The sequence below is a fragment of the Kitasatospora sp. NPDC018619 genome, from assembly GCF_044391605.1.
In the GTDB taxonomy this organism is placed as follows: Bacteria; Actinomycetota; Actinomycetes; order Streptomycetales; family Streptomycetaceae; genus Kitasatospora.
Genome location: NZ_JBISAI010000008.1, coordinates 15,869 through 42,123, shown reverse-complemented (window position 1 = coordinate 42,123; position 26,255 = coordinate 15,869). Strand labels below are relative to the sequence as shown.

The 26,255-nt window shown below is 76.1% G+C and carries 18 protein-coding genes; 4 read left to right on the top strand and 14 right to left on the bottom strand.

Annotated features, from left to right (window positions below; translation table 11 throughout):
• Positions 1–183 precede the first annotated feature (183 nt).
• Positions 184–4,311 (top strand): hypothetical protein, encoded by a 4,128-nt coding sequence (locus ACH5AR_RS14430; RefSeq protein ID WP_396301711.1) that lies wholly within the window; start codon positions 184–186, stop codon positions 4,309–4,311.
• Positions 4,312–4,470: 159 nt separating this feature from the next.
• Here the strand turns inward: ACH5AR_RS14430 and ACH5AR_RS14425 are convergent, their stop codons facing one another.
• Entirely contained in the window at positions 4,471–5,649 is a 1,179-nt protein-coding gene (locus tag ACH5AR_RS14425) for an acyltransferase family protein (protein WP_396301710.1), read from the bottom strand.
• 82 nt (positions 5,650–5,731) lie between these two features.
• Between ACH5AR_RS14425 and ACH5AR_RS14420 the strand changes: the two genes are divergently transcribed.
• Together ACH5AR_RS14420 and ACH5AR_RS14415 are read left to right on the top strand one after the other, a co-directional pair.
• Positions 5,732–5,965, top strand: a complete 234-nt coding sequence (locus tag ACH5AR_RS14420; RefSeq protein ID WP_396301709.1) for a hypothetical protein — start codon at positions 5,732–5,734, stop codon at positions 5,963–5,965.
• 482 nt (positions 5,966–6,447) lie between these two features.
• Positions 6,448–7,875 (top strand): MFS transporter, encoded by a 1,428-nt coding sequence (locus ACH5AR_RS14415; protein ID WP_396301708.1) that lies wholly within the window; start codon positions 6,448–6,450, stop codon positions 7,873–7,875.
• On the opposite strand, the gene ACH5AR_RS14410 is transcribed toward ACH5AR_RS14415, so the two are convergent.
• The 13 genes from ACH5AR_RS14410 to ACH5AR_RS14350 form a co-directional block, all read right to left on the bottom strand.
• Positions 7,863–8,783, bottom strand: coding sequence for a glycosyltransferase family 2 protein (locus tag ACH5AR_RS14410; RefSeq protein ID WP_396301707.1), 921 nt, complete (start codon positions 8,781–8,783; stop codon positions 7,863–7,865). The two genes, ACH5AR_RS14415 and ACH5AR_RS14410, sit on opposite strands and share 13 nt — an antisense overlap.
• On the bottom strand, positions 8,780–9,664 hold the full coding sequence (locus ACH5AR_RS14405) for a glycosyltransferase family 2 protein (protein ID WP_396301706.1): 885 nt from the start codon (positions 9,662–9,664) through the stop codon (positions 8,780–8,782). Before ACH5AR_RS14405 ends, ACH5AR_RS14410 begins: the two co-directional genes overlap by 4 nt.
• Positions 9,655–10,671: a glycosyltransferase family 9 protein gene (locus tag ACH5AR_RS14400; RefSeq protein ID WP_396301705.1), complete on the bottom strand. Its 1,017-nt coding sequence runs from the start codon at positions 10,669–10,671 to the stop codon at positions 9,655–9,657. Before ACH5AR_RS14400 ends, ACH5AR_RS14405 begins: the two co-directional genes overlap by 10 nt.
• Positions 10,668–12,062 carry a D-glycero-beta-D-manno-heptose 1-phosphate adenylyltransferase gene (rfaE2, locus tag ACH5AR_RS14395; RefSeq protein WP_396301704.1) on the bottom strand — a complete coding sequence of 465 codons (1,395 nt, stop codon included), beginning with the start codon at positions 12,060–12,062 and terminating at the stop codon, positions 10,668–10,670. Before rfaE2 ends, ACH5AR_RS14400 begins: the two co-directional genes overlap by 4 nt.
• On the bottom strand, positions 12,059–12,727 hold the full coding sequence (locus tag ACH5AR_RS14390; protein ID WP_396301703.1) for an SIS domain-containing protein: 669 nt from the start codon (positions 12,725–12,727) through the stop codon (positions 12,059–12,061). The genes rfaE2 and ACH5AR_RS14390 overlap by 4 nt, the downstream gene beginning before the upstream one ends.
• Entirely contained in the window at positions 12,727–13,995 is a 1,269-nt protein-coding gene (locus ACH5AR_RS14385) for a glycosyltransferase (RefSeq protein ID WP_396301702.1), read from the bottom strand. Before ACH5AR_RS14385 ends, ACH5AR_RS14390 begins: the two co-directional genes overlap by 1 nt.
• Positions 13,995–14,957: a glycosyltransferase gene (locus ACH5AR_RS14380; protein ID WP_396301701.1), complete on the bottom strand. Its 963-nt coding sequence runs from the start codon at positions 14,955–14,957 to the stop codon at positions 13,995–13,997. Before ACH5AR_RS14380 ends, ACH5AR_RS14385 begins: the two co-directional genes overlap by 1 nt.
• Positions 14,954–16,030 (bottom strand): glycosyltransferase family 9 protein, encoded by a 1,077-nt coding sequence (locus ACH5AR_RS14375; protein WP_396301700.1) that lies wholly within the window; start codon positions 16,028–16,030, stop codon positions 14,954–14,956. The genes ACH5AR_RS14380 and ACH5AR_RS14375 overlap by 4 nt, the downstream gene beginning before the upstream one ends.
• Complete coding sequence (locus ACH5AR_RS14370; RefSeq protein WP_396301699.1) at positions 16,027–16,674, bottom strand: D-glycero-alpha-D-manno-heptose-1,7-bisphosphate 7-phosphatase; 648 nt, start codon at positions 16,672–16,674, stop codon at positions 16,027–16,029. Before ACH5AR_RS14370 ends, ACH5AR_RS14375 begins: the two co-directional genes overlap by 4 nt.
• Positions 16,671–17,729 carry a glycosyltransferase family 2 protein gene (locus tag ACH5AR_RS14365; RefSeq protein WP_396301698.1) on the bottom strand — a complete coding sequence of 353 codons (1,059 nt, stop codon included), beginning with the start codon at positions 17,727–17,729 and terminating at the stop codon, positions 16,671–16,673. Before ACH5AR_RS14365 ends, ACH5AR_RS14370 begins: the two co-directional genes overlap by 4 nt.
• Positions 17,726–19,399 (bottom strand): carbamoyltransferase, encoded by a 1,674-nt coding sequence (locus ACH5AR_RS14360; RefSeq protein ID WP_396301697.1) that lies wholly within the window; start codon positions 19,397–19,399, stop codon positions 17,726–17,728. The genes ACH5AR_RS14365 and ACH5AR_RS14360 overlap by 4 nt, the downstream gene beginning before the upstream one ends.
• Positions 19,400–19,468: 69 nt before the next feature.
• Positions 19,469–20,428: a UDP-glucuronic acid decarboxylase family protein gene (locus ACH5AR_RS14355; RefSeq protein ID WP_396301696.1), complete on the bottom strand. Its 960-nt coding sequence runs from the start codon at positions 20,426–20,428 to the stop codon at positions 19,469–19,471.
• A gap of 588 nt (positions 20,429–21,016) precedes the next feature.
• The gene (locus ACH5AR_RS14350) at positions 21,017–21,424 is read right to left on the bottom strand and encodes a hypothetical protein (RefSeq protein WP_396301695.1); all 408 of its coding nucleotides are present in this window, start codon (positions 21,422–21,424) and stop codon (positions 21,017–21,019) included.
• Here ACH5AR_RS14350 and ACH5AR_RS14345 point away from each other — a divergent pair.
• Positions 21,403–26,007, top strand: coding sequence for an HAD-IC family P-type ATPase (locus ACH5AR_RS14345; protein ID WP_396301694.1), 4,605 nt, complete (start codon positions 21,403–21,405; stop codon positions 26,005–26,007). The genes ACH5AR_RS14350 and ACH5AR_RS14345 overlap by 22 nt on opposite strands.
• The last annotated feature ends 248 nt before the right edge of the window (positions 26,008–26,255 follow it).

Sequence of the window (26,255 nt, the reverse complement as noted above, 5' to 3'; positions counted from 1 at the left end):
CAGAAAGTGAAGGGGATGCACCACCACAATGCCCGTCGAACAGGGCGAATGACCCGAAAGTCCGCAGTCGCACTGATCGCAGCGGCCGCCGTCGGAATCGCGGCAATGGGACCGGTTTCCGCGTACGCGGAAACCGGAATTCCATCCGCCCTTCCGCAGCCCGACGCCACTGAACGAGCAGCAGTGCTGACTGCTCGTCAGCTCGGCAGGCCCGTCGAGGTCGTGGACCGGCAGGACGAGACGACCGATCTCCTGGCGAACCCGGATGGCAGCTTCACCCTGCGCCGACACCTGCGGCCGGTCCGCGCCAAGGTGGCCGGGCAGTGGCAGCCGGCCGACGCCACCCTGGAGCGGCGCAGCGACGGGACCATCGCGCCGAAGGCCTCCGTCTTCCCGATGGCGTTCTCGGCCGGCGGGAGCACTCCGTTGGCGAGCATGCAGAAGGACGGCAAGTCCCTGGCCATCACCTGGCCGACGCCACTGCCACAGCCCGATCTGAACGGGAGCACGGCGCTGTACCGCGACGTGCTGCCCGGAGTGGACCTGAGAATCCTGGCCGAGAGTGACGGCTTCGCCCACCAGCTGCTCGTCAAGACCCGCGAGGCCGCGAACGACCCCCGCCTCGCCCAGGTCACCTACGGGCTCAGGACCGCGGGCATCACCCTCAGCTCCGGCAAGGACGGACGGATCGCCGCGCACGACAGCACCGGCGGCACGGTCTTCACGGCGCAGGCCCCGCGGATGTGGGACTCCCACGCCCCGGCCGCCACCGCCCAGCAGTCCGCCGCACCGGTGGCCAAGGCCGCAGCAGCCGCCCCGGCCGAGCCCGGCGCCACGGCCGAGCACGCGCCGAAGACGATGGCGACGCAGATCAGTTCGGACACACTGCGGCTGACCCCGGACGCCGACCTGCTGCACGGTGCGGACACCGTCTTCCCGGTCGTCATCGACCCGACGTTCACCGACGGCTGGCGCAACCGCTGGGCGGTCGTCTACTCCGCCACCCCCAACGCCGCCTATCCGGACGGAAACGGCTGGAACTCCGACAACCCACCGGACGAGCCACGCGTCGGCTACAACGGCAGCGGCAACACCCGCTCCTACATCGAGATGAACACCCGCGGCCTCGCCGGGGCCACCATCATGTCGGCGACCTTCCATGTCGAGGAAACCCACTCCTGGGGCTGCGATCCTGCCGCGGCGGGCAACACCGAGCTCTGGGCGACCGGCCCCATCGACCAGACGACGCCGACCTGGAACAACCAGGCCTCCTGGACCTGGCAACTCGACGCCAAGGCCTTCGCCCACGGCAACCCCACCTACTGCCCCGGCGTCCAGGGTGTGGACTTCAGCAACGACAACCTGCGCGCCGTCGTCCAGGGCGCGGCCGACCGGGGCGACGACAGCCTCACTTTCGGCCTGCGCACCCCGGACAGCTACCTCGGCAACAAGAACAGCTACAAGCGGTTCAAGAACGACCCATGGCTGGAAGTCACCTACAACCGGCCCCCGGTCCTGCACGACTACGCCGCCTGGGAGAGCCAGTGGACGCCGGGCAGCAGCAGCAACGTCAACGTGCCGTGCGTCAGTGACCCGGCAGCCTGGCCCACGGTCGGGCGCAACGACGTCGTCCTGACCGCCAGGATCTCCGACCCGGACAGCGACACCAGCCTGAGTGCCAAGTTCGAGGCCTGGGACCACGACACCGGGCAGCTCATTTTGGTCGACCGGGCCTCAGCCCCCAGTGGGACCTGGGCCATCATGAGGCTCGGCTGGGCCAAGATGCGTGACGGCGGCCGCTACAAGTGGCACGTCCAGGCCGAGGACGGCATCGCCGGCTCGGGCTTCGGCCGTGACTGCGGCTTCAACGTGGACAGCACACCGCCCACCAAGCCGACCGTCACCGCCGCGGACGGCCACAGCATCGATACCCCCGAGATGCCGGCCCGTACGCCGCGTACGGTCAAGTTCGCCTCCAGCGACCAGTTCGGCCTGAAGGGCTTCTGCTACGCCCTCAACAAGCCGCTGCCGGTGGTCAACCAGGGATGCGGAGGGACCTGGGTGGACGCCGGCCCGGACGGCACCGCGACCGTCACGCTCACTCCCGCCGGGTACCCGACCAACCGGCTCACCGTCCAGGCCATGGACAAGGCCGGCAACCTCTCCCCCTACGACGGCTCGGACGGTGGCCCGAACTCCAGCACCATCCTGATCAGCACGGCCCTTCCCGCTTTCGTCCACGACGTCACCGACCCGGCACACGTCGGTGACCGGCCGGGTGACCTGACCGGGGACGGCTACGCCGACCTGGTGGCCGCCACCAGCACCGGCGAGCTCGTCCTCTACCCCGGCCGCGGTGACGGGACCTTCGACCAGCCGCGGACCGTCGCCAATCCGGGCTGGTCCGGAGCACGCATCACCCACCGGGGCAACTTCACCACCCAGAACCCCGGCCAGACCGAGGACGGCTACGAGGACTTCCTCGTCAAGCAGGGCACCCGGCTCTACCTCTACCCCGGCAACGGCATGGGCGCCCCCGACGAATCCCAGCGCACCGAACTGTTCCACCCCAGCGGGGGTGACTGGTCCGGCACCGACCAGATCGTCGCCACCGGCAACATCGACAACCTGCCCGGAAACGACCTGATCACCAAGGACGGCGACACCCTCGTCCTCTACACCGGCACCGCGGAAGCGCCCCTCGCCGCCGAGACCGGAACCAACAGGCTCAAGCCCGGCATCGTCGTCTCCGCCTCCGGCTGGACCGACTACGAGGTCCTCGCCCCCGGCGACGTCAACGGCGACGGCATCCCCGACCTGCTCGCCCGGCGCAGCTCCACCGACCCGAACGACCCCGAGTACGGACGCGTCCGGCTGGTCCTGGGCGCCCGCAACGCCGACGGCCACGGCTACCAGGTCGGCGCGCCTGCCTCCGGCAGCATCTACGCCACCGGCTTCGACCCGCTGCACCGGCCGCTGATCACGACGCCGGGCAACCTGCACGGCACTGTCGCCGACAGCGGCAAGGGCTACCGGCTGTTCACCCCTACCCCCGGCCAGGGCACCGGAGACGTCCTCGCGACCACACCGGCCGACCCCGCCGCCACGGTGACCTACCACACCGCCGACGGAACGGCGCAGACCACCACCTGCCCGACCGGCTGCCTGCTGATGTACCCGGGCACGCCCACCGGGCTCGGGCAACCGCGCCTGGCCGCCCAGGGCAACCTGCACACCGTCACCGCGCTCGACGGCGGGCAGAGCCTGCGCAGCCCGGCCACCTCCCTGACCCGGGCCGCCGACGGCACCCTCGTCGCGGTGAAGACCACCGCCGACGGAAGCCTGTGGGCGACCAACCAGACCAGCACCACGGGCGGCTTCCGCAGCTGGTACCAGCTCAGCGGCCCGGGCGTCCACACCGGGGACGCGGCGCCGATCCTCTCGCCGGCCGCCGGCGGCACCGTGCACATCCTCGCCCGCACCCGCTCCGGCCGGATCGTCGACTACGCCCAGAACAGCCCCGACGCGTCGTTCGGCGCCGCGACGGCGGTCGGAAGCTCCGCGCCGGTCTTCGCCCAGGACCCCGCCGTCATCCTCGCGGCCAACAGCAGCATGCTCGTCACCGCCGTCGACACGGCGGGCGACCTGTGGGCGACCAACCAGCCCGCGCCCGGGTCGGCGTTCGGCGCCTGGTACAAGGTCAGCGCCACCGGCGGCCTCACGGGCCGCGCCTCGTCCGTGCTGTCCCCCGCCGGCGGCGGCACGCTCAACCTCTTCGCCCGCACCACCGACGGACACATCGGCTACTTCAGCCAGAGCGGCCCCACCTCGGGCATCGGCACCGGGGCATACCTCGGCTCCAACTCGCCGGTCTTCGCCGGTGACCCGAGCGTCACCACGGCTGCCAGCGGCGGCATGGTCGTCGCCGCCATCGACGTCAACGGTGACGTCTGGGCCATCGACCAGGAGGGCCCCGGGACGGCCTTCCGCGACTGGTACAGGGTCAGCGTCAGCGGGGGCACCGACGGCGCCACCGGCATCGTGCTGTCCGCCGGCGAGGGCGGCACGGTGAACATCGTCGCCCGCACGACCAACGGGCACATCGCCCTGTTCGGCCAGCCCGGCCCGACCAAGCCGTTCGGCACCGGCACCTACCTCGGCGACCCGGGCATGGCCTTCGCCGGGGATCCGCGCGTCCTGCTCTCCGACAACGGGGCCATGATCGTCACCGCCGCCGACGCGTCGGGGACGACCTGGGCGATCGACCAGTCCGCGCCGGGGAAGGACTTCCGAGCCTGGTACCGGGTCTGACCGTCGACGGGGGATGAGTCCGGCCGGCCCGGCAGCGAACGCCGGCCCGGCACCGACGAGCCCCGGGCGGCCTCCGCAGACCCCCGCTGACCTGCGGGAACGGCCGGGGCCCGGTGCCGGGCGGCACCGGGCCCCGGCCGTTCGTGTGCGGGGGGCGGATCAGTGCGGGTCGGGGGTCCGCTGGTCCGGGCGGGCGTCCTTCGGGGTGAAGGCCGTCGCCCAGGTGGTGGTCACGGACTCCAGGACCCCGCGCGCGGGGGCCGGTTGCGGGGGCAGGGGCTCGGCGGCGCGGAGTTGGTCGATGCTCCTGGTCATGCCGGTCTTGAGGCGTGGGGTCAGCGGCTTCTCGATGAGGCGGTGGACCAGCCAGGAGGCGACCAGCATGCCCACGGTGACGATGCCCACCGCCGTCCAGGGCTTGATGCCGCGCTCGTGGAGGACGCGCAGCGCGGTCCAGCCCATGGTCTCGTGGAGGAGGTAGAGCGGGTAGGTGAGGGCGCCCGCGAAGGTGAGCCAGCGCCACTGGATCCGCGAGGCCCACCCCAGCGCCACCGCGATCATCACCAGGTAGGAGAGCGTGGTCACCAGGACGGCGGGCCAGGTCGGCAGCTCGGGCCGGCCGAGGTAGGGGCTCAGCTCGGTCTGGTGCCGGATGGTGTAGAGGACCGAGAGGATCCAGCTGATCCCGATGATGCCGAAGAGCATGAGGTTGGGGCCGTACCGGTGGACCAGGTAGAGCGCCAGGCCGGCGACGAAGAACGAGGAGACCTGCGACATCGCGAAGAAGTCGAGGACCTGTGACTTGGTGCTCGCCGCGACGATGCCCGCGACCGTCCAGATCGAGCAGAAGGCGACGATCCGCCGGTAGGTCACACCCCTCCAGACCACGATGGCGAAGAGCAGGTAGAAGCGCAGCTCGATCCAGAGCGTCCAGTAGACGGCATCGACGTCCTTGATGCCGAGCCCCTCCTGGAACATGGTGAGGTTGGCGAGGACCTGGTCCGCGGGGAGCGGCTGCCGCACGAGCGGCCATGCCGCCACGACACCGGCGGTGAGCAGCACGGCGAACCAGTACGCGGGGTAGAGCCGGATGACCCGGGAGCGGACGAAGTCGCCCACCGGGCGGCCCCAGCTGCTCATGCAGATCACGAATCCGCTGATCACGAAGAACAGGCAGATGCCGGTCCACAGGTAGGCACCGACACCGGAAGCCCGGTGGAACACCTGCTCGGCCGGCCGGCCCCAGGCGCTCTCCTCGGGCTTGGTGCCGCCGCCGTAGCCGACGTAGTGGTGGAAGACCACCATCAGCGCGGCCAGGATGCGCAAGCCGTCCAGCACCGCGAGACGACCGCCCCTGCCACCCTTGCCGGTCCGGCCGGCCTTGCGGAGGCCCGACGTTCCTGGTCGCTGCCCGGGGAAAATGGTCACGGCAGAAGATAGCGCACAGACCTTCAACTGCCCGATGGTGGTCCGGTTCGCGGCGGGGCGGCTGCGCGACGGGTACGACGGGTACGACGGGTACGGCACGGTGCCGCAGCAGCGCGCCCGCCGCGAGGGCGCCCAGCGGCACCGCGGGCGGCGGCAGCGGCACGCCGGCGGGGCGGCGTTCGGGACGGGCACCGAAGCGGCGGGGCGCGGTCGTCACGGCCCGTGATCGGAAGGCCCCGGACGACGCCCGCGAGACCCGGTCCGGCCTGGCATACGCGGACGACCCGGGGCGGGGGCGGGCGCCGGCCTGCTCCCGCACCTGACCGAGTGGCCGCTCTGCGGGGCCGTGGCCTCGGGCGGGCGCGCGGCCGGCCGGACTCCTGGGGGCTGCCCGACGGCGCGGGTGAGGAAGCTAACAGTCGGCCCAACTCGCCCGCGCTACAGCAAGGTTGGAGCCGCCCGGGGACGGCTGCGGGCGGCAGGCCGGTGCCCTGTGCCGAGCCGCCTGCGAGGATTGGCTGGCCCGGCCGGAGCCGATCCCGGGCGATCACCGCCCGGTCGCCGGCGGGCCGGTCCGCCGAGGCGTCCGGCGGGTCACCGCCCTCCTCCTCTCGCTCGTTCCCTGCCCCCGTCCGGTCCGCGGCCGATCCCGGGGCGACGACGACGGCCCCGTCCCCCCGCCTGCCGACCCAGGAACGCCCCACCGCCGTGCCCAACGCCTCGCCCCTCGCCGCGCCCGACAGCCGCCGCGTGCCCTCCCCCGCCGTCCCCTCCGCCGCCATCCCCGCCCAACGCCGTGGCCCGGCTCCCGCCGGCGCCGCCGTGCCCGCCGGCCACGACGCTCCCGGGCCCGCCCCGGCCGCGAAGGCCGACCGCGCGGTCTGGCGCGCACTGCGCCACCGGCACATGCGGTGGTGGTCCGGTGTGAACCTGGTCTCGAACGTCGGCACCTGGATGCAGCTGACCGTCCAGAACCTCCTGGTGCTGCACCTCAGCGGCTCCGCCGCGCTCACCGGCCTGTCCGTGGCCCTCCAGGCCGCCCCCGGCCTCTTCCTCGGCCTGGCCGGCGGCGCGGCGGTGGACCGGTGGCCGCGCAAGGTCACCGCCGCCGCGGGGCAGGGCGCACTCGCCGTGCTGGCGTTCACCACGGCGGCGCTGGTGGCCCTCGGCCTGCTCACCGTCCCGGTCCTGCTGCTGCTCGCCGTACTCACCGGCCTGGTCGCCACCGTCGAGGGCCCGGCCTGCGCGCTGTTCGGCAACGATCTCGTGCCCCGCGAGGACGTCCCGTCGGCGATCGCGGTGGGCTCCGTGGTCTCCAGCGTCGGCCGGCTGGCCGGGGTGGCGGTGACGGGCGTGGCGGTCTCCCAGTTCGGCACCGCCAGCGCCTACGTCGCCAACGGGTTCTCCTTCCTGCTGGTCGCCACCGTGATCCCGTTCCTGCGCCCCCTCGCCGGGCAGCGCGACCAGGACCCGGACCAGGGCCCGGAGCAGGACCGCGGGGCGGCCCCGCACGCCCCGTCGCAGAGGTTCACCGCCTGGGACGGCATCCGCTTCTTCTGCGGCCGCCGCCGCCTGCTGGCACTGGCCGGCATCAGCGCGCTGAGCTGCGTGCTGGGCCGCAACTACGGGCTGACGCTCGCCGCACTGGTGACCGGCCCGCTGCACGGGGGCGCCGGAGCGTACGGCACCGTGTCCACCGTGCTGGCGGTCGGCGGGACGGTGGGCGCGGTGCTGGCGGGGCGGCTGCGCAGGCCCTCGGTCCGCCTGGTGGCGCTGCTGGTCGCGGCGGGGGCGGTCCTCCAGTCGGTGGCGGCCTGCTCACCGACCGTGCTGCTGCTGGCCGTGGTGGTGGCGCCGATGGCCCTGCTGGAGGCGCTGGGCGACACGGCGGTGCTCACCATCCTGCAGACCGACCCGCCCGCCCACCTGCGCGGCCGGGTCCTGGGCGCCTGGCGCAGCCTCAGCACCGTCTGGACGCTGGCGGGGCCGCCCGCGTTCGGCCTGTTCATCCAGCTGTCGGGAGCCCGCACCGCGCTCCTGGTGGGCGGCCTGCTGGTCGGGCTGCCGCTCGGCGCCGCCGCACTGCGCCGCGGGCAGGGCGCCCGCCGCGCCGCGCCGGTCGTTCAGCCCACGTAGCGCCGGGCCCGTGAGTCGCGCTGGGGCCCTTCCAGCAACCGCAGCCCGCGTTCGACCCGCGCGGGCACCCGTCGCCGCTCGCGCAGCACCCAGGGCAGGCCGGCGGCGGCTTCGGCGAAGGCGCGCACCGACACGGAGTCCCTGGGGACGGTGCGGGCCAGGCGCGCCGTGCGCAGCAGCGCGCGGCCGAGCGGGCGCCGCAGCCAGCTGAACCACAGGGTGTTGCGGATGCCGTGGCGTCGGCGCAGCGTGGGGTCGCGAACCGCGGACGGCCGGTGGTGCACGGTCAGCTCCTCGGCGAACACCAGCCACCAGCCGGCGGCGGCCAGGTCGGCGGCGAGCAGCTCCTCCTCGCCGCCGAGCCAGAGCCGGGTGGAGAAGCCTCCGGCCGCCCGGAAGGCGGACAGCCGGACAACGGTCGCGCCGGCCAGGAACGAACCGAGCGCCGGCCCCGGCAGTCCGGCCGGCCCCGGCACGGGTGAGGTGCGCAGCTCGGCCACGATGGGGTCCTCGGTCGGCGGCCGCCCCGCCTCGTCGACGAGGATCCGGGCGGTGACGGTGGCCACCGAGGGATGGGCGTCGAGCAGGTCCGCCGCACGGCTCAGGTCGCCCGCCTCCCACCAGGTGTCGTCGTCGCAGAAGGCGAGGTACCGGCAGTCCAGCTCGCGCGCCGCCAGGTTCCGCCCGCAGGCCCCGAGATTGCGGCCCGGGCACAGCAGCCGCACCTGCGGGAAGTGCCGCCGGACGGCCTCGGCCGTGCCGTCCGCCGAACCGTTGTCCACCACGACGATCGGCGGCCGCTCGGGCAGGTCGGCCAGCCTGCCGAGCGAGTGCAGGAGTTCCGCGCGCCGGTTGTGGGTGATCACCGCGACGCCGATCCGGTCGTCACCGCCGCGCGCGTCCCTCACGGTCCCGGCCCCGATCGTTCCAGGCGGTCGAGCGCCTCCTCGACCGAGGCGGGCAGCCGTCGGCGCTGCGACACGGCCACCGGCAGCCGGGGCAGGGCGGAGAGCAGGGCCCGGACGGCCTGCCGGTCGCTGCCGGCCGACCGGATCAGCCCGCCGGTCTGCCGGGCCACCCGCGGCCAGGGCCGACGCAGCCAGCAGGTCAGCAGCTCGTTGCGGTGCAGCCTGGCGACCCGGCCCGGACGGGGGTCACCGGCCGGCTCGTGGTGCGCCACCACCTGCTCGCAGTGGGCGACGCCCCAGCCGGCCGCGGCCAGGTCCAGGGCCAGCAGCGTCTCCTCCCCCGCGAAGTGCAGCAGCCGGTGGAACCCGCCCACCTCCAGGAAGGCGCTGCGCCGCACCACGCTCGCGCAGGCGAGGAAGCCGAGGACGGAGGGCCCCGGCAGGTCGGGGGCGGTGCCGAGCGGTGATGCGGCGAGCAGCGCGTCGATCGGGTCGCGGCGCCTGCTCGCACCGACCTCGGTCGCCGCCGCGAGCAGCCCCAGCCGGGGGTACCGGTCGAACAGCCCGGCGGCGGCGGCCAGGGAGCCGGGGTGCCACCAGGAGTCGTCGTCGCAGAAGGCGACGTACGGCGTGTCGAGCGCGGCCACGCCCAGGTTCCGGGCGACGGCGCCGAGGTTGCGGCGCAGCGCGCCCAGGACGACCTGGGGGTGGTGCTGCCGGACGGCCTCGACCGTACCGTCCCGGGACCCGTTGTCGAGCACGACCACCGTCGGCCGTTCCGGCAGCGCGGCCAGCCGTTCCAGGGTGCGCAGCACGTGCGCGCGCCGGTTGCGGGTGATGACGACGACCCCGACCGGGCACGCGGGCTGGTTCAGCGGCATCGGCCGGCCTCCTCCCGCGGTGGGTCGCCCGCGGCGGTCAGCAGGTGCAGCGCCTCGACGACCTCCGGCACGCCGATCCGCAGCAGCCGGGCGTCCGGTTCGGTGCCGTGCGCGTCACCGGGGCGGGGGCCGGCCCCCGGCTCGCCGTGCCACAGCGCCACGTGCCGCTCGGCGGCCGGCGGCCCCCACAGCGCGGGGGAGACCGGGCCGAACAGCGTCACCGACGGCGTGCCGAGGGCCACGGCGAGGTGGGCGAGGCCCGTGTCGCCGGACACCACGGCCGCGGCCCGCGCCACCAGCGCCGCCAGCTCCGGGAACGGCAGGTCCGCCGTGCCGCCGACGACGGAGCCCGGCGGGAGCGCGGCGGCCCCGGCCACCCGCTCGGCCAGCGCGCGCTCGCCGGCTCCGGCACTGACCACGACGCGTCGCCCCTGCGCCCGGAGCGCCCGGGCCAGGGCCGCGAACCGTTCGGCCGGCCACCGGCGGGCCCCCGCGTCGGCCCCCGGGTGCAGGAGCACCGCGCCCGGCGCGGGCGAGGGCCGCTCGGGCGGGCGGATCCGCAGGTCGCCGGGGTCGGCTTCGATGCCGTACCAGTGCAGGAGACGGCACCACCGCTCGCGTTCGTGTTCGTCGGCCCGCCAGAGCGGGCCCGCCAGCGGCGGGGTGCCGCTACGGGCGTAGCCGAGCAGGCGGCCGGGCCGGACGGTGCGCAGCAGCTGGTGGCTGGGCGGGCCGTTGCCGTGCAGGTCGACGGCGATGTCCGGTGGCGCGGCGTGCCACACCAGCCGGGCGGGCACCGCGCGCCGCTCGGCCGTCGTGGCCAGCAGCCGGTCGACGCAGCCGGTCGCCGCCGCGGCGGCGGCCAGCCGCCCCGGGGCGGCGAGCACCAGCCGGTGCTCCGGCCAGTGCCGGCGCAGGGCCCGCAGCGCGGGGACCGCGGTGAGCAGGTCGCCCAGGCCCAGCGCCCGCAGCACCAGCACGGTGGGCGGGCCCGGCCGCCCGCTCATCGGAGGCCTTCCGTCGCGGTCGCGGCGGCGCGCCGGGCGAGCGAGGTGGTCGACCGTCCGTCCAGGTAGGGCAGGACCATGGCGTGCCCGTCCCACTCCCGCAGCACGGACGCCTCGGGCAGCGACTCGGTGGTGTAGTCGCCGCCCTTGACCCACAGGTGCGGCCGCAGCCGCCGCAGCACGGCGTGCGGGGTGTCCTCGTCGAAGACCGCGACCGCGTCGACGCAGCCCAGCCCGGCGAGCACGGTCGCGCGGTCCTTCACGGGGTTGATCGGTCGGCCCGGCCCCTTGAGGCGCCGCACCGACCGGTCGGAGTTCAGGCAGACGACCAGGCAGTCGCCCAGCCGCCGGGCGGACTCCAACAGGCTGACGTGGCCGGCGTGCAGCAGGTCGAAGCAGCCGCCGGTCGCCACCACCGTGCCGCCCCTGGCGCGCACCGCCTCGGCCAGCCGGACGGGATCGGCCGGCGGTCGCGCGGCGGGAGCGGCGCGGTCCTGCCAGAGCCGGGCGGAGCCCGCACCGCCGGAGGCCACGAAGTCCGTGGCCGCCGCCACCGCGCGCTGCACCGCTTCTTCGGCGATGGCGCCGTCCGCCAGCGCCGCGAGGGCCGCGGCGGCGAAGCAGTCGCCCGCGCCGCACGGGTCCCCGGTGGCCTCGTGCGGGGCGGGGATCAGGATGGGACCGTTCGCGCCGCGGCTGAGCAGCGCGCCGTGCGGGCCCAGGGTGACGGCCACGGCGGCGGCCCGCCAGCGCCGGGTCAGGATGGCGGCGCGCCCGCTGTGGTCCGCCAGGGTGTCGCCCGTCGGAGCCCGCTCGTCCAGCGCGCTGGTCAGGGCGCGGGCCTCGGCGGCATTGGGGGTGGCGAGTCGTACGCCGGGCACCGGAGGCCCGCCGCGGGGGTGCGGGTCCCAGACCACCGGCACCCGCCGGGCGGCCACCGTCAGGAGCGGCCGCAGCGCGTCCGCCGTGCCCCGGCCGTAGTCGGCGACCAGCACCGCCCCGGCGGCGCCCAGCGCGAGTTCCGCGGCCTCCCCGGGGGCGCCGGGCAGGCCGCCGCCCCGGTCGAACCGCAGCAGCGGGCGTCCGGCCGCGCGGACCCTGGTCTTCACCGGGAGGTCGCCGTCGAGCGGGAGCTCGGCCAGCCGCACCCGGCCCGCGAGGCACCGGCGCAGTTCGGCCGCCGCCTCGCCCCGGCCGAGTGCGGTGACCAGCACCACCTCGCGGCCGCCCCGCGCGGCCAGGCAGGCGGCCAGCGCGGCACCGCCGGGACGGGTGAGCTCCCCCGTCACGTCCACCACCGGCACCGGGGCGTCCGGCGCGAGCCTGGTGGCCTCGCCCTCCAGGTCCCGGTCGAGCAGGGCGTCGCCGACCACGACGAGAGGCCGGCTCACGGCCGCCTCACCGGCCCGGGACGGCGCTCCGCCGACGGGGCGGGGCGCGCGGCGCGGTCCGCCGCGCGGCGGGCGAGCGCGGCGTCGAAGGCCTCGCAGAGCACGTGCACGGCGAGCAGGTGCACCTCCTGGACGGTGGGCGCCTGCGGCGCGGCCACGGCCAGGGTGTCGTCCGCGCGCTCGGCGAGCGGGTTGGGTGCCGGCCCGGTCATCGCCCACACCCCGAGCCCGCCGGCCCGCGCCCGCTCGGCGGCCCTGAGCAGGTTGGCGCTGCGGCCCGAGGTCGAGAGCAGCACCAGGACGTCGCCGGGGCGGCCGTGCGCCGCCACCTGCCGGGCGAAGACCTCGTCGAACCCGTAGTCGTTGCCGATGGCCGTCAGGCTGGAGGACTCCGCGTGCAGGGAGATGGCGGAGAAGGCGGAGCGCTCGGTCGCGTAGCGGCCGACCAGTTCGGCCGTCAGGTGCTGGGCCTGCGCCGCGCTTCCGCCGTTGCCCGCGGCGAGCAGCCGCCCTCCGGCCGGCAGCAGGCCGGCCAGGGCCTCGCCCCACCCGGTGACCAGCGGCAGCTGGTCACCGCGCAAGCGGGCCACGGCGGTCTCCAGGGCGCGGCAGTGGGCGACGGCCTGGTCGCGGTCGTGCGTGGAGTCGTAGAAGTCGCTGACCATCAGGAAGCTCCCGTCGTCGTACGCGCGGGCGTCGGCGCCGCGCCGGCGCGCCGACCGCGCCGGGTGGCCCAGACCGGCTGGGCCAGGACCTCGCGGTACACCTGTTCGGTGCTCTCGGCGACGCTCTGCCAGGCGAAGCGGTGCTCGACCCGCCGCCGGCCGGCCGTGCCGTAGGCCGCGCGCGTCGCCGGATCCGCCAGCATGGTGACGACGGCCGCGGTGAGCGCGTCGGTCGAGTCGGGGCGGACCAGCAGACCGGTGCGGTGGTGGACCACGGTGTCGAGGTGGCCCCCGACGGCGGTGGCGACCACCGGCACGCCGCAGGCCATCGCCTCCAGCGGCACGATGCCGAACGGCTCGTAGCGGGCCGGGCACAGCACCAGGTCGGCGCTGCGCAGCAGGGCGGGCATCCGCGCACTGCTGACCCCGCCGAGCAGCACCAGCCGGTCGGCGACCCCGAGCTCCGCGGCGCGGGCCCGCAGCCGCCGGGCCTCCGGCTCCTCGTCCAGCCGGTCCACCGGCGGGCCGCCCGCGACCAGCAGCTCGACGCCCGGCAGCCGCGGCAGGGCGTCCACCGCGAGGTGCACGCCCTTGCGGGCCACCAGTCGGCCGACCGCCAGCAGCCGGGGGCGGTCCGTCCGGGGAGCCCGGGGGCCGTGCGGGCTGAAGCGCCGCGGGTCCACCCCGCAGGGCACGACTTCGATCCGGTCCTCCGGCACTCCCATCGCCCGCAGTTCGGCCACCTCGTCGCGGCAGGTGGCGATCACCGTCGCGACCGACCGGCCGAGCGCCGCCTCGATGGCTATCCGGGTCGGCGGGCTGGTGTCGGCGTCCGCCTGGTGGCGCCGCTTCACGGTGCCCAGCGCGTGGTACGTCTGGAGCACGGGGACGCCGTGGAGCCGGGCGCCGCGCAGCGCCGCCACCCCGGACATCCAGAAGTGCGCGTGCACCACGTCGGGCCGGTGGTGTGCCCAGTACCGGGCCAGTTGGTCGCCGAAGGCGCCCATGTGGGGCAGCAGCGCGTCCTTCGGCAGCGGTTCGGGGGCGCCCGCGGCGACGTGGTGCACGGTGACCCCGGGGCACAGCGGGACGTGCTCGGGGAGCGCGGCGCTGTCGCGCCGGGTGTGGACCGTCACGGTGTGGCCGCGCTCGGCCAGGGCCCGGGCCAACGCCGCGACGTGGACGTTCTGGCCGCCCGCGTCGACGCCGCCGAGGGTCGCCAGCGGGCTGGCGTGCTCCGAGACCAGCGAGATCGTGAGGGTGGACATCAGCCGGTGACCTCCTCGATCAGGCGGTCCCAGTCCCCCAGGAACCGCTTCAGGCCGTAGCGTTCCAGCGCCGCCTGCCGCGCGCGTGCCCCGTCGGCGGCCGCCGCCTCGGGCTCCGCGAGGTAGTGGCGGACGGCTTCGGCGAGGGCTTCGGGCCTGGTCGACACCACCCCCGTGCCGGGCGCCACCGCCCGGGTCGCCTCGGTGGTGGCCAGTGCCACCACCGGCATGCCCAGGTGCATGGCCTCCAGCAGCGAGAGTCCCAGCGAGGTCCAGCGGACGGGGTGCAGGTAGAGGCGGCGCCTGGCCATCTCCTCGTGCAGCCGCGCCTGGGGCAGCTCGGCGGTGCGACAGCGGTCGGCCGGCAGGCCGAGGTGCCGGGCGAGGGCGCCGGTGCCCATCCCGAACACGTCCAGTGGGCCGTGCGCGGCGAACAGCGGCAGGAGGTCGGTGCCGGTCGTCCGGCCGCGGCGCAGCGGCTCGTTCACCACCACCGCGGCGGCGGGCACCTCGCCGGTGTAGCGGTGCCCGGGGTCCACGATGCCGTGTTCGATCACCTCGGTGCGGGTCCGGCCGCAGTCCCAGAAGAGCCGGTTGAAGTCCGTCACGTGGACGACCGTCAGGTCGCTGCGGTCGGCCATCGGATGCCTGGTGTCCGGCACTCGGCCGTGCGGGCAGTTGTGTTCGAGGTAGACCGCCGGCACGTCGCGGCCCGGCTGCCGTCCCAGCCAGCGGGCCGCCAGTTCCGCCTCGTGCGGGCGTTGCAGCACCACCAGGTCCACGGGGGTGGAGCGCAGTCGCTCCGGCGGGACCTCCTCGACGGAGGCCGGCCAGTCGAAGGTCCGGGCACGCCCCAGTCCGTCCGGGCCGCGGTCGGGCGTGACCGGTACCAGGTAGCGGTGCGGTCCCTGGACGAACGCGGTGGTCCACGATCCGTGGACGTGCCAGAGCAGGATGTTCACGGGATCTCCTTCCCGGAGGCGGGCTGGTCGGTCGGCTCGGCAGGGGCACGGGCCGGCGCGGTGGTGCCCGGTCGCCGGTCGAGCAGGGCGTCGACGGCCGCGGCGACCTCACGGCCGGTCAGCGTGTCGAGGCAGGGGTGGCCCGGCACCGGGCAGACCCTGGCGCGGGTGCCGGCGCAGGCGGCGTCCTGCCGTCCGAGCAGCACGTGGGGGACGCCGAAGGGGCGCCAGCGGCCCGCCGGCACCACGGGGGCGAACAGGCTGGCGACCGGTGTGCCCACCGCGGCCGCGAGGTGCGCCGGGCCGGTGTTGCCGACCACGACGGCGCGCGCACCGGCCAGGACGCCCGCCAGCGCGGGCAGATCGGTCCGGCCGCCGAGGTCCAGCCCGTAGGGGCCGGCCACCGCCGCGGTGAGCGACTTCTCGTCGGGCCCTCCGGTGACCACCACCCGGTGGCCGGCCGCGGTGAGCGCCGTGACGATCTCCGCCGCCAGGCCCGCCCCCACCGCCCGGGCCGGTACGGCCGCGCCCGGATGGACGACGACGTACGGCCCGGGGCCGGTCAGCGCGGTCTGGTCCGGCGGGGGCAGCACCCCCAGCCGGCCGTCGTCCCCCGCCGGCAGCGCGTACCCCGACGCCGTGGCCAGGTCCAGGGCGGCCTGCGCCTCGTGCCGCCCGTCGGCCCGCCGGTGCCGCAGGTCCAGCAGCGACCCGGGGTGGTCCTCGCAGTCGGCGGCGATCCACGGCACGCCCGCGAGCCGCAGCAGCAGGGCGGTCGGCAGGGGGCTCTGGTGGAAGGAGGTCAGCACGAGGGCGCGGTCGAACCCGGCGCCGGCCAGGTCCGCGGCCAGCGCCCGGATCTCGGCGGGGCGCACCGGGGGCGGGTCGAAACCGCTCCACGGCGCGGCCCACACCAGCACGTGGTCCACGCCCGGCAGCAGCCGGCCCGCCGGCGCGCCCTGGGGGCCGCAGAGCAGCACCACCTCCCGCGATCCGTGGGCGACCGCGCGCACGGCCGGACCGGCGAGCAGGACGTCTCCGGCGCTGTCGAGACGGACGACCAGGCTCCTCATCGGCGGCTCCGTCCGCCGGGGCGCCGGACGCCGCCGGTCAGCAGCCGGACGGCGCCCAGCAGGTCGTCCGCCCGGTCGTCCGCCGCGGCGACCTCGTGCGCCAGGGTCACCGGGGTGGGTACCAGCACGCCGCACGCGCCGGCCGCCCGGGCCGCCTCGACGTCCGCGCCGATGTCCCCGACGACCACCGTCCGCTCGGGCGGCACGCCCAGCAGGCCACACGCGGCGAGCACCAGTCCGGGGGCGGGCTTGCGGCACCCGCACCCGTCGTCCGGGCCGTGGGGGCAGACCGCCCAGACGTCGAAGGGGCCCAGCAGTTCCTCGACGCGTTCGCGCACCGCCGTCACCCGCTCCCGGTCCAGCAGGCCGCGGGCGACGCCGGACTGGTTGGTCACCACGCCCACCGGGATCCCGAGGTCCCGCAGGACGGCCAGCGCCCTCCCCGCCGTCGGCACCGGCCGCACCAGGGCCGGGTCGCCGTTGTACGGGACGTCCTCGATGAGGGTGCCGTCCCGGTCGAAGAGCACGGCGGCAGGCCACCGGTCGGACGGGGCCGGGCCACCCGGGGGCGCGGCCCCGTACAGCCACGGAGCCGGGCGGGTGCCGGCGTCCGCCGTTCCGGCGAGACCGTGATGGGCGCTCATCCGGACAGCTCCGCCGTGACCGGGCCGTCGGGGGTCCCGACCGCGGGCCCGGAGGGCCCGGGGGCCAGGGCGGCCCAGGAGGGGACTCGGCGGTACCGCAGCTGCCCGCCCGCCCAGTGGCGGGAGGCGGCGAGCGGAATCAGCGCGCTGGTCAGCAGCATGGCCCTGACCTCGGCGCGCGTTCGCGGCCCCGGGGCGATCCGGGCGGCCGCGAACTCGGCGGTCCCCAGGAGCCAGCAGCCCGCCAGTGCCGCCGCCTCCCGCCGGCGCCCGGTCCCCGCGGCGATCAGCGCGCCCGCGGCGGCGGCGGTCGTGGCGAGGTGGCGGGGCAGCCTCCCGCGCGGTGCCCCGGCCCGGCGCCACCAGTCGCGCCCGTGGAGCCGGTTCATCAGGACGTCGTCGGCGTTGCCGGCCTGCTGACGCAGCGACACCCACGCGTCGGCGGGTCGCACGGGATGGGTGGTGGACCGCTCTCCCCTGGTCAGCTGCCAGCCGGCGTTCAGCAGCCGCAGCGCGAGGTCGGCGTCCTCCCGGAAGGCGCGCCGGAACCGCTCGTCGAACCCGCCGACCTCGACCAGTGCCGCGCGGCGGTAGGCCATGTCGGCGGTGATCCAGCGGGCGGTGGCGAGCCCGGCGGTGGCCCGCTCCCAGTCGGTCGGCCTGCGTCCGGAGGGCAGCGGCACGTCGATCCGGCCCTGCACCCCGGCCGTGCGCGGGGACGCCGCGGCGAGGTCGCGCTCCAGGTCCGCCGCCCAGGTGGGGCCGGGCACGGTGTCGTCGTCCAGGAACGCCACCCAGGGTTCGGTGACGGCCCGCCAGCCGGCGTTCCGCGCCGCCGCCGGCCCGTTGCCGCAGCCCGGGACGACGCTGAGCCGGTCGGACAGGGCGGCGGGGACGTCGAGCGGGAGCGGACCGCAGTCGCTCAGGGGCCGGTCGTCGACCAGGACGACGTGGTCCGGCGGCGGTCCGGCGCTGTCGGCCAGGGCGGCCAGACAGGCCGTCAGGCTCGGCCGGCCGAGGGTGGGGACGACCACCGCGTAGCGGAGCGCGCTCATCGGCCGGCCTCGCCGGTGGTGTCGCCGTCGGCGAAGACGGAGCCGCGGCGCACGGCGAAGGGGCCCAGCGCGAGCAGGTCGACCGGTGAGGAGCCGAAGCACTCCAGCGCGTCGCGCACGTCGTCGACCATGGGGCGCCCCGCCGTGTTGAGGCTGGTGTTGACCACCACGGGCAGGCCGGTCAGCAGCTCGAACTCCTCCAGCATCCGGGCGGTCAGCGGGTCGGCGGCGGGGTCGACGGTCTGGATCCGCGCCGTGCCGTCCACGTGCACGACGGCGGGAATGCGGTCGCGCCAGTCGGTGGCCACCTGGTGGACGAAGAGCATGTACGGACTGGGGAGCGGTCCGTCGAAGATCTTGGCGGCCCGGTCGGCGAGCACCATCGGTGCCACCGGCCGGAACTGCTCGCGCCCCTTCACGTCGTTCAACCGCTCCAGGTTGGCCGCCCGGCCCGGGTGCGCCAGCAACGAGCGGTGGCCGAGCGCCCGCGGGCCGTACTCCGAGCGCCCCTGGAACCAGGCGACGATCCCGTCCTCGGCCAACGTCCGCGCCACTTCCGCCGCGATGTCCTCGGAGCGCCGGTAGGGCACCTTGGCCCGGCGCAGCCACTCCTCGATCTCCGCGTCGGACCAGCCCCGCCCGAGGTCGGCCCCCGGCATCGGAGCCACCGGCTCCCCCTGCCCGGCGGCCAGGAAGAGGGCCGCGCCCAGCGCGGTGCCCGAGTCCCCCGCGGCGGGCTGCACCCAGACCCGGTCGAACGGGCCCTCGGCGGCGATCCGGGAGTTCGCCACGCAGTTCAGCGCGACACCGCCGGCCATGGAGAGCAGCGAGTCGTGGGTCCGACCGTGCAGCCAGCGGACGAGGTCCAGGAGCACCTCCTCCAGGACCCGCTGGGTGGAGCACGCGAGGTCGGCGTGGTCCCTGCTCCACTCCTGCCCGGGCAGCAGGGCCGGGGCCAGCTCGGACCAGGGGATCCCGGTGGCGCGGAAGCCGCCGTCGCCGGTCGGGTGGACGTACCGGCGCAGCTCGGTGAGCCGGGTCGGCGCGCCGTAGGAGGCCATCGCCATCACCTTGTACTCGTCCGAGGAGCGCAGGAAGCCCAGATGCTGCGTCAACTCCTCGTAGACCAGGCCGAGCGAGTGCGGCAGCCGCTGGGCGGCCAGCGGTTCGAGCCGCCCGCCGACCCGGCGGGCCGCCAGGTGGGAGGCCGCTTCACCGCGGCCGTCCAGCACCAGGACGGCGGACGGGTCGGCGTCCTCGTCGGCCGCGAAGGCCGCGGACGCCGCGTGTGCCAGGTGATGGGGGACGAAGCGCACCTTCGCCGGGTCCAGGCCCGGCAGGGCTTCCGCGAGGAACGCGGGCGCCTGCTGCGCGTACCGGAGCCGCAGCCAGTCCCACGGGTCGTCGAGCCCGAGGCTCTCGGCCGGTTCGCTCAGCGCCGGATCGAAGGAGTAGCCCACCAGGTCCAGGTCCTGCGGGCGCAGGCCGGCTTGCTCCAGGCACCAGCGGGCGGCCTGTTCGGGCAGCTCCCAGGCGGAGAAGGGCAGTGGTCGCTTCCCGTGCTTCCGGCGGCTGAACCGCTCCTCCTCCGCGGCCGCGACGGTGCGCCCGTCGATGACCAGGGCGGCGGCGGGGTCGTGGAACAGGGCGTTGATACCGAGGACGCGCATGGTGGTTCTGGCCTTTCGATCGAGAACACGTCGCCGCCGGGCGGGCCACGACGGCGTGGCCGCGTTGGGTCAGGCGTCGGGATGCTCGCGGAACCAGGCGACGGTCCGTCGCAGGCCTTCCCGGGCGGGGACCCGCGGCTCCCAGCGGAGCTTTCCGCGCGCCAGGGTGAGGTCGGGCCGCCGCACCGCGGGATCGTCCGTGGGCCGTGCGATGAACTCGATCTCCGACGAGGAGCCGGTCAGTTCGATGACCAGGCGGGCCAGTTCGAGCATGGTGAACTCGGTGTCGTTGCCGATGTTGACCGGGCCCGCCAGATCCGAGCGGGCCATCGCCAGGATCCCGGCCACGGTGTCGCTGACGTAGGTGAGCGAGCGGGTCTGGCTGCCGTCACCGGTGACCGTCAGCGGCTCGCCCGCCAGTGCCTGGCGGATGAACGTGGGCACCGCCCGTCCGTCGTGGGAGCGCATCCGGGGGCCGTAGGTGTTGAACAGCCGCACGATCGCGGTGTCCGCCTGGTGCGCGCCCGCCTCCGCGGTGGTCAGCGCCTCGGCGAAGCGCTTCGCCTCGTCGTAGACGCTGCGCGGCCCGACCGGGTTGACGTTGCCCCAGTAGCTCTCGCTCTGCGGGTGCTGCAACGGGTCCCCGTAGACCTCCGACGTGGAGGCGAGCAGGAACCTCGCTCCGTGGCGCTGCGCCAGGGCGAGGGCGTTGCGGGTACCCAGGCTGCCGGCCTCCAGGGTGTGGACCGGAAGGCGCAGGTAGTCCGCGGGGGAGGCGGGCGACGCGAGGTGGAACACCAGGTCGGTGGGCTGGTCGAGCTCCAGCGACTCTCCGACGTCCGCTTCCACGCAGGTGAAGGCGGGATGGCCGTCGAGGTGCGCCAGGTTGGCCCGCGAGCCGGTGCAGAAGTCGTCCACGCAGGTGACGGCGCAGCCCTCGGCGAGCAGCGCGGTACAGAGGTGGGAGCCTACGAATCCGGCTCCACCGGTGACCACCGCGTGGCGGGCGGGCGATGCCGACGGCCTCATCGATCTCTCCTCGGTCCGGTGTGACGGAGCGCCCGTGGGGGCCTGCGGTCCAGCCTTCACGCTCGGCGGCGGGGGCGCGACCGGAGTGACGGCCGCCTTCACCCGCCGTGACCACGGGTCGGCAGGGCGGCGGCGCCCCGGGCGCTGCACGGCGGAGGGGGAGTTCGCCGCGTCCCGCCCGCACCGGGGCGGGCGGCCCGGTGCTCCTCCCGGTCCGCTTCGCGGTTCACCCGTTCGGGTCCGCCGCGCCGCCCCCGAGGGGGCGCGGCGGACGCCCGCGCGCCCCAGGGGCGTTTCGCAGTCGCGGCCCGGGGGCGCCGGTGGGAGCCGGAGGCGATTCCCGCCGGGATTGCCGGGTATGCGAGGAAAGACGGGGTACGCGAAGAAGAAGGAGGTGAGACGGCTCATGGTGACGACCAAGCGCACACCCTCGACGTCCGCCTCGGCTGCGGAGAAGTTGCTGCGTCCGGTGGACACGGTCATGGCGACCGTCAGCCAGGTGCCTGGTGCTGCCCAGGTCAGAGGGGCTTTCGACGGCGTCCTGGGCGCGGTGGGGGTGGTCTCGCCGCGCTCGCGCCGGATCGCGGCCTACGCCGGCGCCGGTCTGCTGGGAGCCGCGGGCGTGGTCGAGTGGCCGGTGGCGGCCGCTGGCGCCGCCGTCGTGTGGCTGACCCAGTCGCGCCCGGGGACGAGCGCGGCCCACGCCGACGCTCCGACGGCCGAGGGCGGTACGGCGGCACCGGCTCGGCGTTCCGGGACGGCGGCGCCGTCGGCGGAGCGCACGGCGGCGGCGAAGCCCCGTACGCCGAAGAACTCGACGGCGAAGCCCCGCGCGACGAGGAACACCACGACGAAGAACACGGCGGCGAAGCCCCGCGCGGCGAAGAAGACGACGGCCAGGACATCCCCGAGCCGGACCGCGGCCTCGGCGAGCCGGTAGGCGGGACGGCCCCGTGAGGTGCGTGAGGTGAGAGATGCTCCTGCGGCTGGTCGCACGGTTGCCCGCGGCGGGGCTTGACCTCGCGGTGGGGGTACCCGTCCGGGGCGCCCGCCGGGTCCTCCCCTCGGCGGGCGCCGCGGTACGCGGGGCGGTCGAGGCTGCCGGGGCGGGGGTGCGCACCTCGGCGCGCGGGGCGGCGGCGGTGTCGTCCGCCGCGGTGCGGGTGGGGCGGGTCGGGGTGAACGCGGTGACGCCCGCGCGCGCCTACTGGCACGCCGGATCCCGGGTGCAGCTGCCGCTGCGGCCCGCTCCGGGTGCCACCGTCCGGAACGTGGAGGCAGCGGCGAGGAGGGTGGCGGCCGGACTGGCCAAGCGGCCGGACGTGCTCGCCGCCTACTGGGACGGCGGGCTGGCCCGCCTGGTCGTGCAGACGGCCCAGGACGCGGTCACCGACCGGGTGGTGGACCGGGCGACGGAACTGGCCACCGCACAACAGCTGGAACGCCCTGACGAGGACGTCCTGGAACCGGTCCATCCCGGCCACCCCGGGGGTGTCCGCTCCGGGGCGCTCGCCGTCGCGTGCGACGCGGCGGGCATCGCCACCGCGGTGGCCGCGCGCGCGGTCCGGTTGAAGGGGCCTCCGCACCTCGTCACCGCCGGCGTCACGCTGCTGCGCGAGGACCCGCGGGTACGGGCGGTCCTGCGGCGCCGCCTGGGTCGCTCGGCCACCGACCTGGTGCTGGCCGGTGTCAACGCCGCCGCCGCGGGCATCGGGCAGTCGCCGACCGCCCTCGCGCTGGACGCCGCGCTGCGGGTGGCCCGTCTGACCGAGGCCGTCGCCCGGGCGGCGGCCTTCGACGCCGCCCACGACACGCTCTGCGCACCGGAGCGGCTGAGCCTGGCCGGCAGCCAGGTCGCCCGCCCGCCCGTGCACCGCTGCCCGGGCGAGGAGTACCGGGACCAGGCCGTCACCGGAACGCTCCTCGGCGCTGCCGGAACGCTCCTGTTCACGCACGACGCCCACGAGGTCTCCGAGGCCCTGCTGGCCGGGAACCCGAAGGCCGCCCGCTACGGCCCGGCCGCCTTCACCGCGGCCCTCGGCACGGAACTGGCCCGCGAAGGCGTCCTGGTGCGCAACCTCGACCGGCTGCGCCAGCTGGAACTCGTCGACACCGTGGTCCTGCACCCGCAGGCGCTGCGCGGCACCCGGCGCACGGTCCTGGACGTCAACCCGAACGTGACCGACTGGGAGCACGACCGGCTGTGGCAGGCGGCGACCGCGGCGCTGGAGCCGGGCGCCCGGCCGACCGACCGCCAACCCACCGGCGAGGAAGCGGAGTTGGACCTGCGCCCGGTGCCGGACCAGCGCGACTGCGACACCGGCCTGATGATCGCCTCCTCGGCCGGCAGGGACGTCGGCACCGTGCTGGTCGGCTGGGAGATCGACCCGCTGGCCGAGGCCGCCCTGGACGCGGCCCGCCGGGCCGGGCTCCACGTCGTGGTCCAGGACGACGGGACACTGGGCGACTTCGCCGCACTGGCGGACGAACTCGTGGGCGCGGAGCGGCCGTTGGCCGAGGTGGTCCGACAACTCCAGCGCGACGGCCGGGTGGTGCTGACGGTGGCCCATGTCCCGTGCGGTGACGCCGCGACGCGGCAGGGGCCGGACGGGGCCGCCCACGAGGTGCTCGCCGGCCTGCTGCGCAGCGACATCGCCGTCTCGCTCACCGACGACCGGAGTGCGGTCGTGTGGGGTGCGGACATCCTGCTGCTGCGCGGCCTGACCGGCGCGTGGCGGCTGCTGGCGGCGATCCCGGCCGCGCGCGCGGTCGGGGAGCACTCCAAGGTCTTCGCCGAGGCGGGCGCGGCGCTCGCCGGGCTGATGGTGGTGACGAGGGGCGCGCGTTCGAGACTCCTCACCTTCCCGCCCGGCTTCCGGATCAGCCCGGTCAACGCCGCCGCTGCCGCCGCGCTCGTCTCGGGCTGGCGGGCCGCCCTCGGCGTGAGCGCCGGTCGCGCGCCGCGTCCACTGCCGCGGGTGCCCTGGCACGCCCTGCTGCCGCAGGAGGCGCTGACGCGCCTGCGCGCCACCGCCCGGGCGCGCGAGCCGGCCGTGCCCCCGGGCCTGCGCGCGACGGCGGACCGGGTCGTACGGCTGCCCGTGTTCACCCCGGCGCGCCTGACGGTCCGTCTGCTGGCGGCGGTGCGCGCCGAACTGCGTGACCCGATCACCCCGCTGCTGCTCGTCGGGGCGGTGGCTTCGGCACTGCTGGGCTCCACCGTGGACGCCCTGCTGGTGGTCGGCGCGATGGCCGTGAACGCGCTGGTCGGCGGCGTGCAGCGGCTGCGGGCCGAGCGCGCGCTCGCCGGCCTGAAGCTGGGAGAGCGTCAACAGGCCCGGCGGGTGGTCGACGTGGAGTCCGGGAAGGCCCGGACGGTGGAGGCCGGGCGGCTGTCGCCGGGTGAGGTGATCGAGCTCTACACCGGTGACGTGGTGCCGGCCGACGCCCGGCTGCTGGAAGCCGAGGACCTGGAGGTCGACGAGTCCTCGCTGACCGGCGAGTCGCTGCCGACCGCCAAACAGGTGGCCGCCACGCCGCGGGCTCCCGTGGCCGAGCGCCGCTGCATGGTCTTCGCGGGCACCACGGTGGTCGCGGGACACGGCCGCGCGGTGGTGGCCGGCACGGGCGAGGAGACCGAGGCGGGTCGGGCGGCGCATCTGGCCTCGCACGCCCAGCAGGCCCCCGGCGTACAGGCGCGGCTGCACGAACTGACCAGCCGGATGCTGCCGTTCACCCTGCTGGGCGGTGCCGCCGTGACCGGCCTGTCGCTGCTGCGCGGCCGGCCCGTACGGCAGGCGGTCCGCGGCGGGCTGGCGGTCGCGGTGGCCGCCGTCCCCGAGGGCCTGCCGCTGGTGGCGACCGTCGCACAGCTGGCCGCGACCCGCCGGCTCGGCCGGCTCGGCATCCTGGTCCGCACTCCCCGCGCGCTGGAGGCGCTCGGCCGGACGGACACCGTCTGCTTCGACAAGACCGGCACCTTGACGGAGAACCGGCTGCACGTGGACCGGATCGCCACCGCCGACGGCGTCGGACACGCGGCCGACGCCGCCGACGCGGCCCCGGTGCTCCAGGCCGCCGCGCTGAGCTGCCGGACCCCGGAGGCGGAGGCGGGCATCCACGCGCACTCCACCGACGAGGCGATCCTCGCCGCGGCCCCGCCCGGGTCACCCTGGACACCCGTCGCGGTCCAGCCGTTCGAGGCCAGCCGGGGGTACGCGGCCGCCGTCGCGACCGACGCGGGCGGCGCACGCTTCCGGGTGGTGAAGGGCGCACCGGAGACGGTTCTGCGGGCCTGCGAGGCCGACGACCGGGCCGGCGCCGCCGCGCAGAGCCTGGCGGCGGACGGCCTGCGGGTGCTGGCGGTGGCCCGGGAGCGGCTGACGCCCGGCGAGGAGCCGGCCGAGGTACTGGGCCGGCCCCCGGCGGGCATGGAGCTCCTCGGGTTCGTCGGGCTCGCCGACACCCCGCGCCCCAGTTCCGCGCCGCTGGTGGCCGACCTGCGCGCGGCCGGCGTGCGGCCCGTCATGCTCACCGGCGACCACCCGCAGACGGCCCGGGCCCTCGCCGTCCGGCTCGGCTGGCCGGAGGACGTCGTGGTGGTCACGGGTGACGAACTGGCCGCCCAGGACCGGGCCGGGCGGGCCCGTACCCTGCGCGGGGCCGGCGTGGTGGCCAGGGTCGCGCCCGAACAGAAGCTGCACGTGGTGGAGGCCCTCCAGGCGACCGGGCGGGTGGTGGCCATGGTCGGGGACGGCGCGAACGACGCCGCGGCCATCCGTGCCGCCGACGTCGGCATCGGCATCGCCGCGCGCGGCTCGGCGGCGGCCCGCAACGCGGCCGACCTGGTGATCACCAGTGACGACCTGTCGATGCTCGTCGCCGCCGTCGCCGAGGGCCGCGCGCTGTGGCGCAGCGTGGCGGACGCGATCAGCGTGCTGATCGGCGGCAACGCCGGCGAGATCGGCTTCTCGGTGCTCGGCACCCTGCTCTCCGGCTCCTCGCCGTTGTCCACCAGGCAGATCCTGCTGGTCAACCTGCTGACGGACATGTTCCCGGCCATGGCGGTCTCGGTCACTCCCCGGGACGAGGCCGTCGGCGACCGGCCGGACGGCGAGCGGCCGGACGGCGAGCGGCCGGACGGCGAGTCCGCCCTGGCGGACAGCGTGCCCGTCGGCCTGGCGGCGCTCGGCGAGCCGCTGACCCGGCAGATCCGCCACCGGGGCGTGGTCACCACGCTGGGCGCGACGACGGCCTGGCTGATCGGCACGGTCACCCCCGGCTCCGCACGGCGGACCGGCACGATGGCGCTGTGCGGAGTGGTCGGCGCCCAGCTCGCGCAGACCCTGGCGGGGCGGCGGCGCAGTCCGCTGGTGCTGGTGACCGTCCTCGGCTCGGCCGCCGTACTGGTCGGCCTGGTCGAGACGCCCCTCGTCAGCCAGTTCTTCGGCTGCACGCCGCTGGGCCCGGTGGCCTGGACCGGAGTCGCCGTCGCGATCGCCGTCGCCGCGTGGGCGCCGCGCGCGATGCCGACGCTCGACCGGCACCTGGCTACGCTCGGAGCACGCCTGGGCGCGTAGGGCGCCCTGCACACCGTCACCGCACTCGACGGCGGGCAGCGCCCGCACAGCCCGGCCACCTCCCTGACCGGGGCCGCCGACGGCACCCCCGTCGCGGTGAAGGTCAGCGCCGGCGTCAGCCGGTGGGCGACCAGCCGGATCAGCGCCACCGCACCCGTACCAGCTCAGCGGCCCGGGCGTCCGCACCGGGGACGCGGCGCCGGTCCTCCCGCCGGCCGCCGGACGTCCGGGTCGCTGCGGGGCGACGG

Bases quoted from the DNA above. Each gene is read 5' to 3' on its own strand.
- ACH5AR_RS14370 (WP_396301699.1), bottom strand. From the start codon at position 16,674: ATGAGCGCCCATCACGGTCTCGCCGGAACGGCGGACGCCGGCACCCGC.
- ACH5AR_RS14390 (WP_396301703.1), bottom strand. From the start codon at position 12,727: ATGGTCAGCGACTTCTACGACTCCACGCACGACCGCGACCAGGCCGTC.
- ACH5AR_RS14355 (WP_396301696.1), bottom strand. From the start codon at position 20,428: ATGAGGCCGTCGGCATCGCCCGCCCGCCACGCGGTGGTCACCGGTGGA.
- ACH5AR_RS14385 (WP_396301702.1), bottom strand. From the start codon at position 13,995: ATGTCCACCCTCACGATCTCGCTGGTCTCGGAGCACGCCAGCCCGCTG.
- ACH5AR_RS14360 (WP_396301697.1), bottom strand. From the start codon at position 19,399: ATGCGCGTCCTCGGTATCAACGCCCTGTTCCACGACCCCGCCGCCGCC.
- ACH5AR_RS14375 (WP_396301700.1), bottom strand. From the start codon at position 16,030: ATGAGGAGCCTGGTCGTCCGTCTCGACAGCGCCGGAGACGTCCTGCTC.
- ACH5AR_RS14400 (WP_396301705.1), bottom strand. From the start codon at position 10,671: ATGAGCGGGCGGCCGGGCCCGCCCACCGTGCTGGTGCTGCGGGCGCTG.
- ACH5AR_RS14420 (WP_396301709.1), top strand. From the start codon at position 5,732: ATGGTCACGGCAGAAGATAGCGCACAGACCTTCAACTGCCCGATGGTG.
- ACH5AR_RS14365 (WP_396301698.1), bottom strand. From the start codon at position 17,729: ATGAGCGCGCTCCGCTACGCGGTGGTCGTCCCCACCCTCGGCCGGCCG.
- ACH5AR_RS14405 (WP_396301706.1), bottom strand. From the start codon at position 9,664: ATGCCGCTGAACCAGCCCGCGTGCCCGGTCGGGGTCGTCGTCATCACC.
- ACH5AR_RS14345 (WP_396301694.1), top strand. From the start codon at position 21,403: ATGCTCCTGCGGCTGGTCGCACGGTTGCCCGCGGCGGGGCTTGACCTC.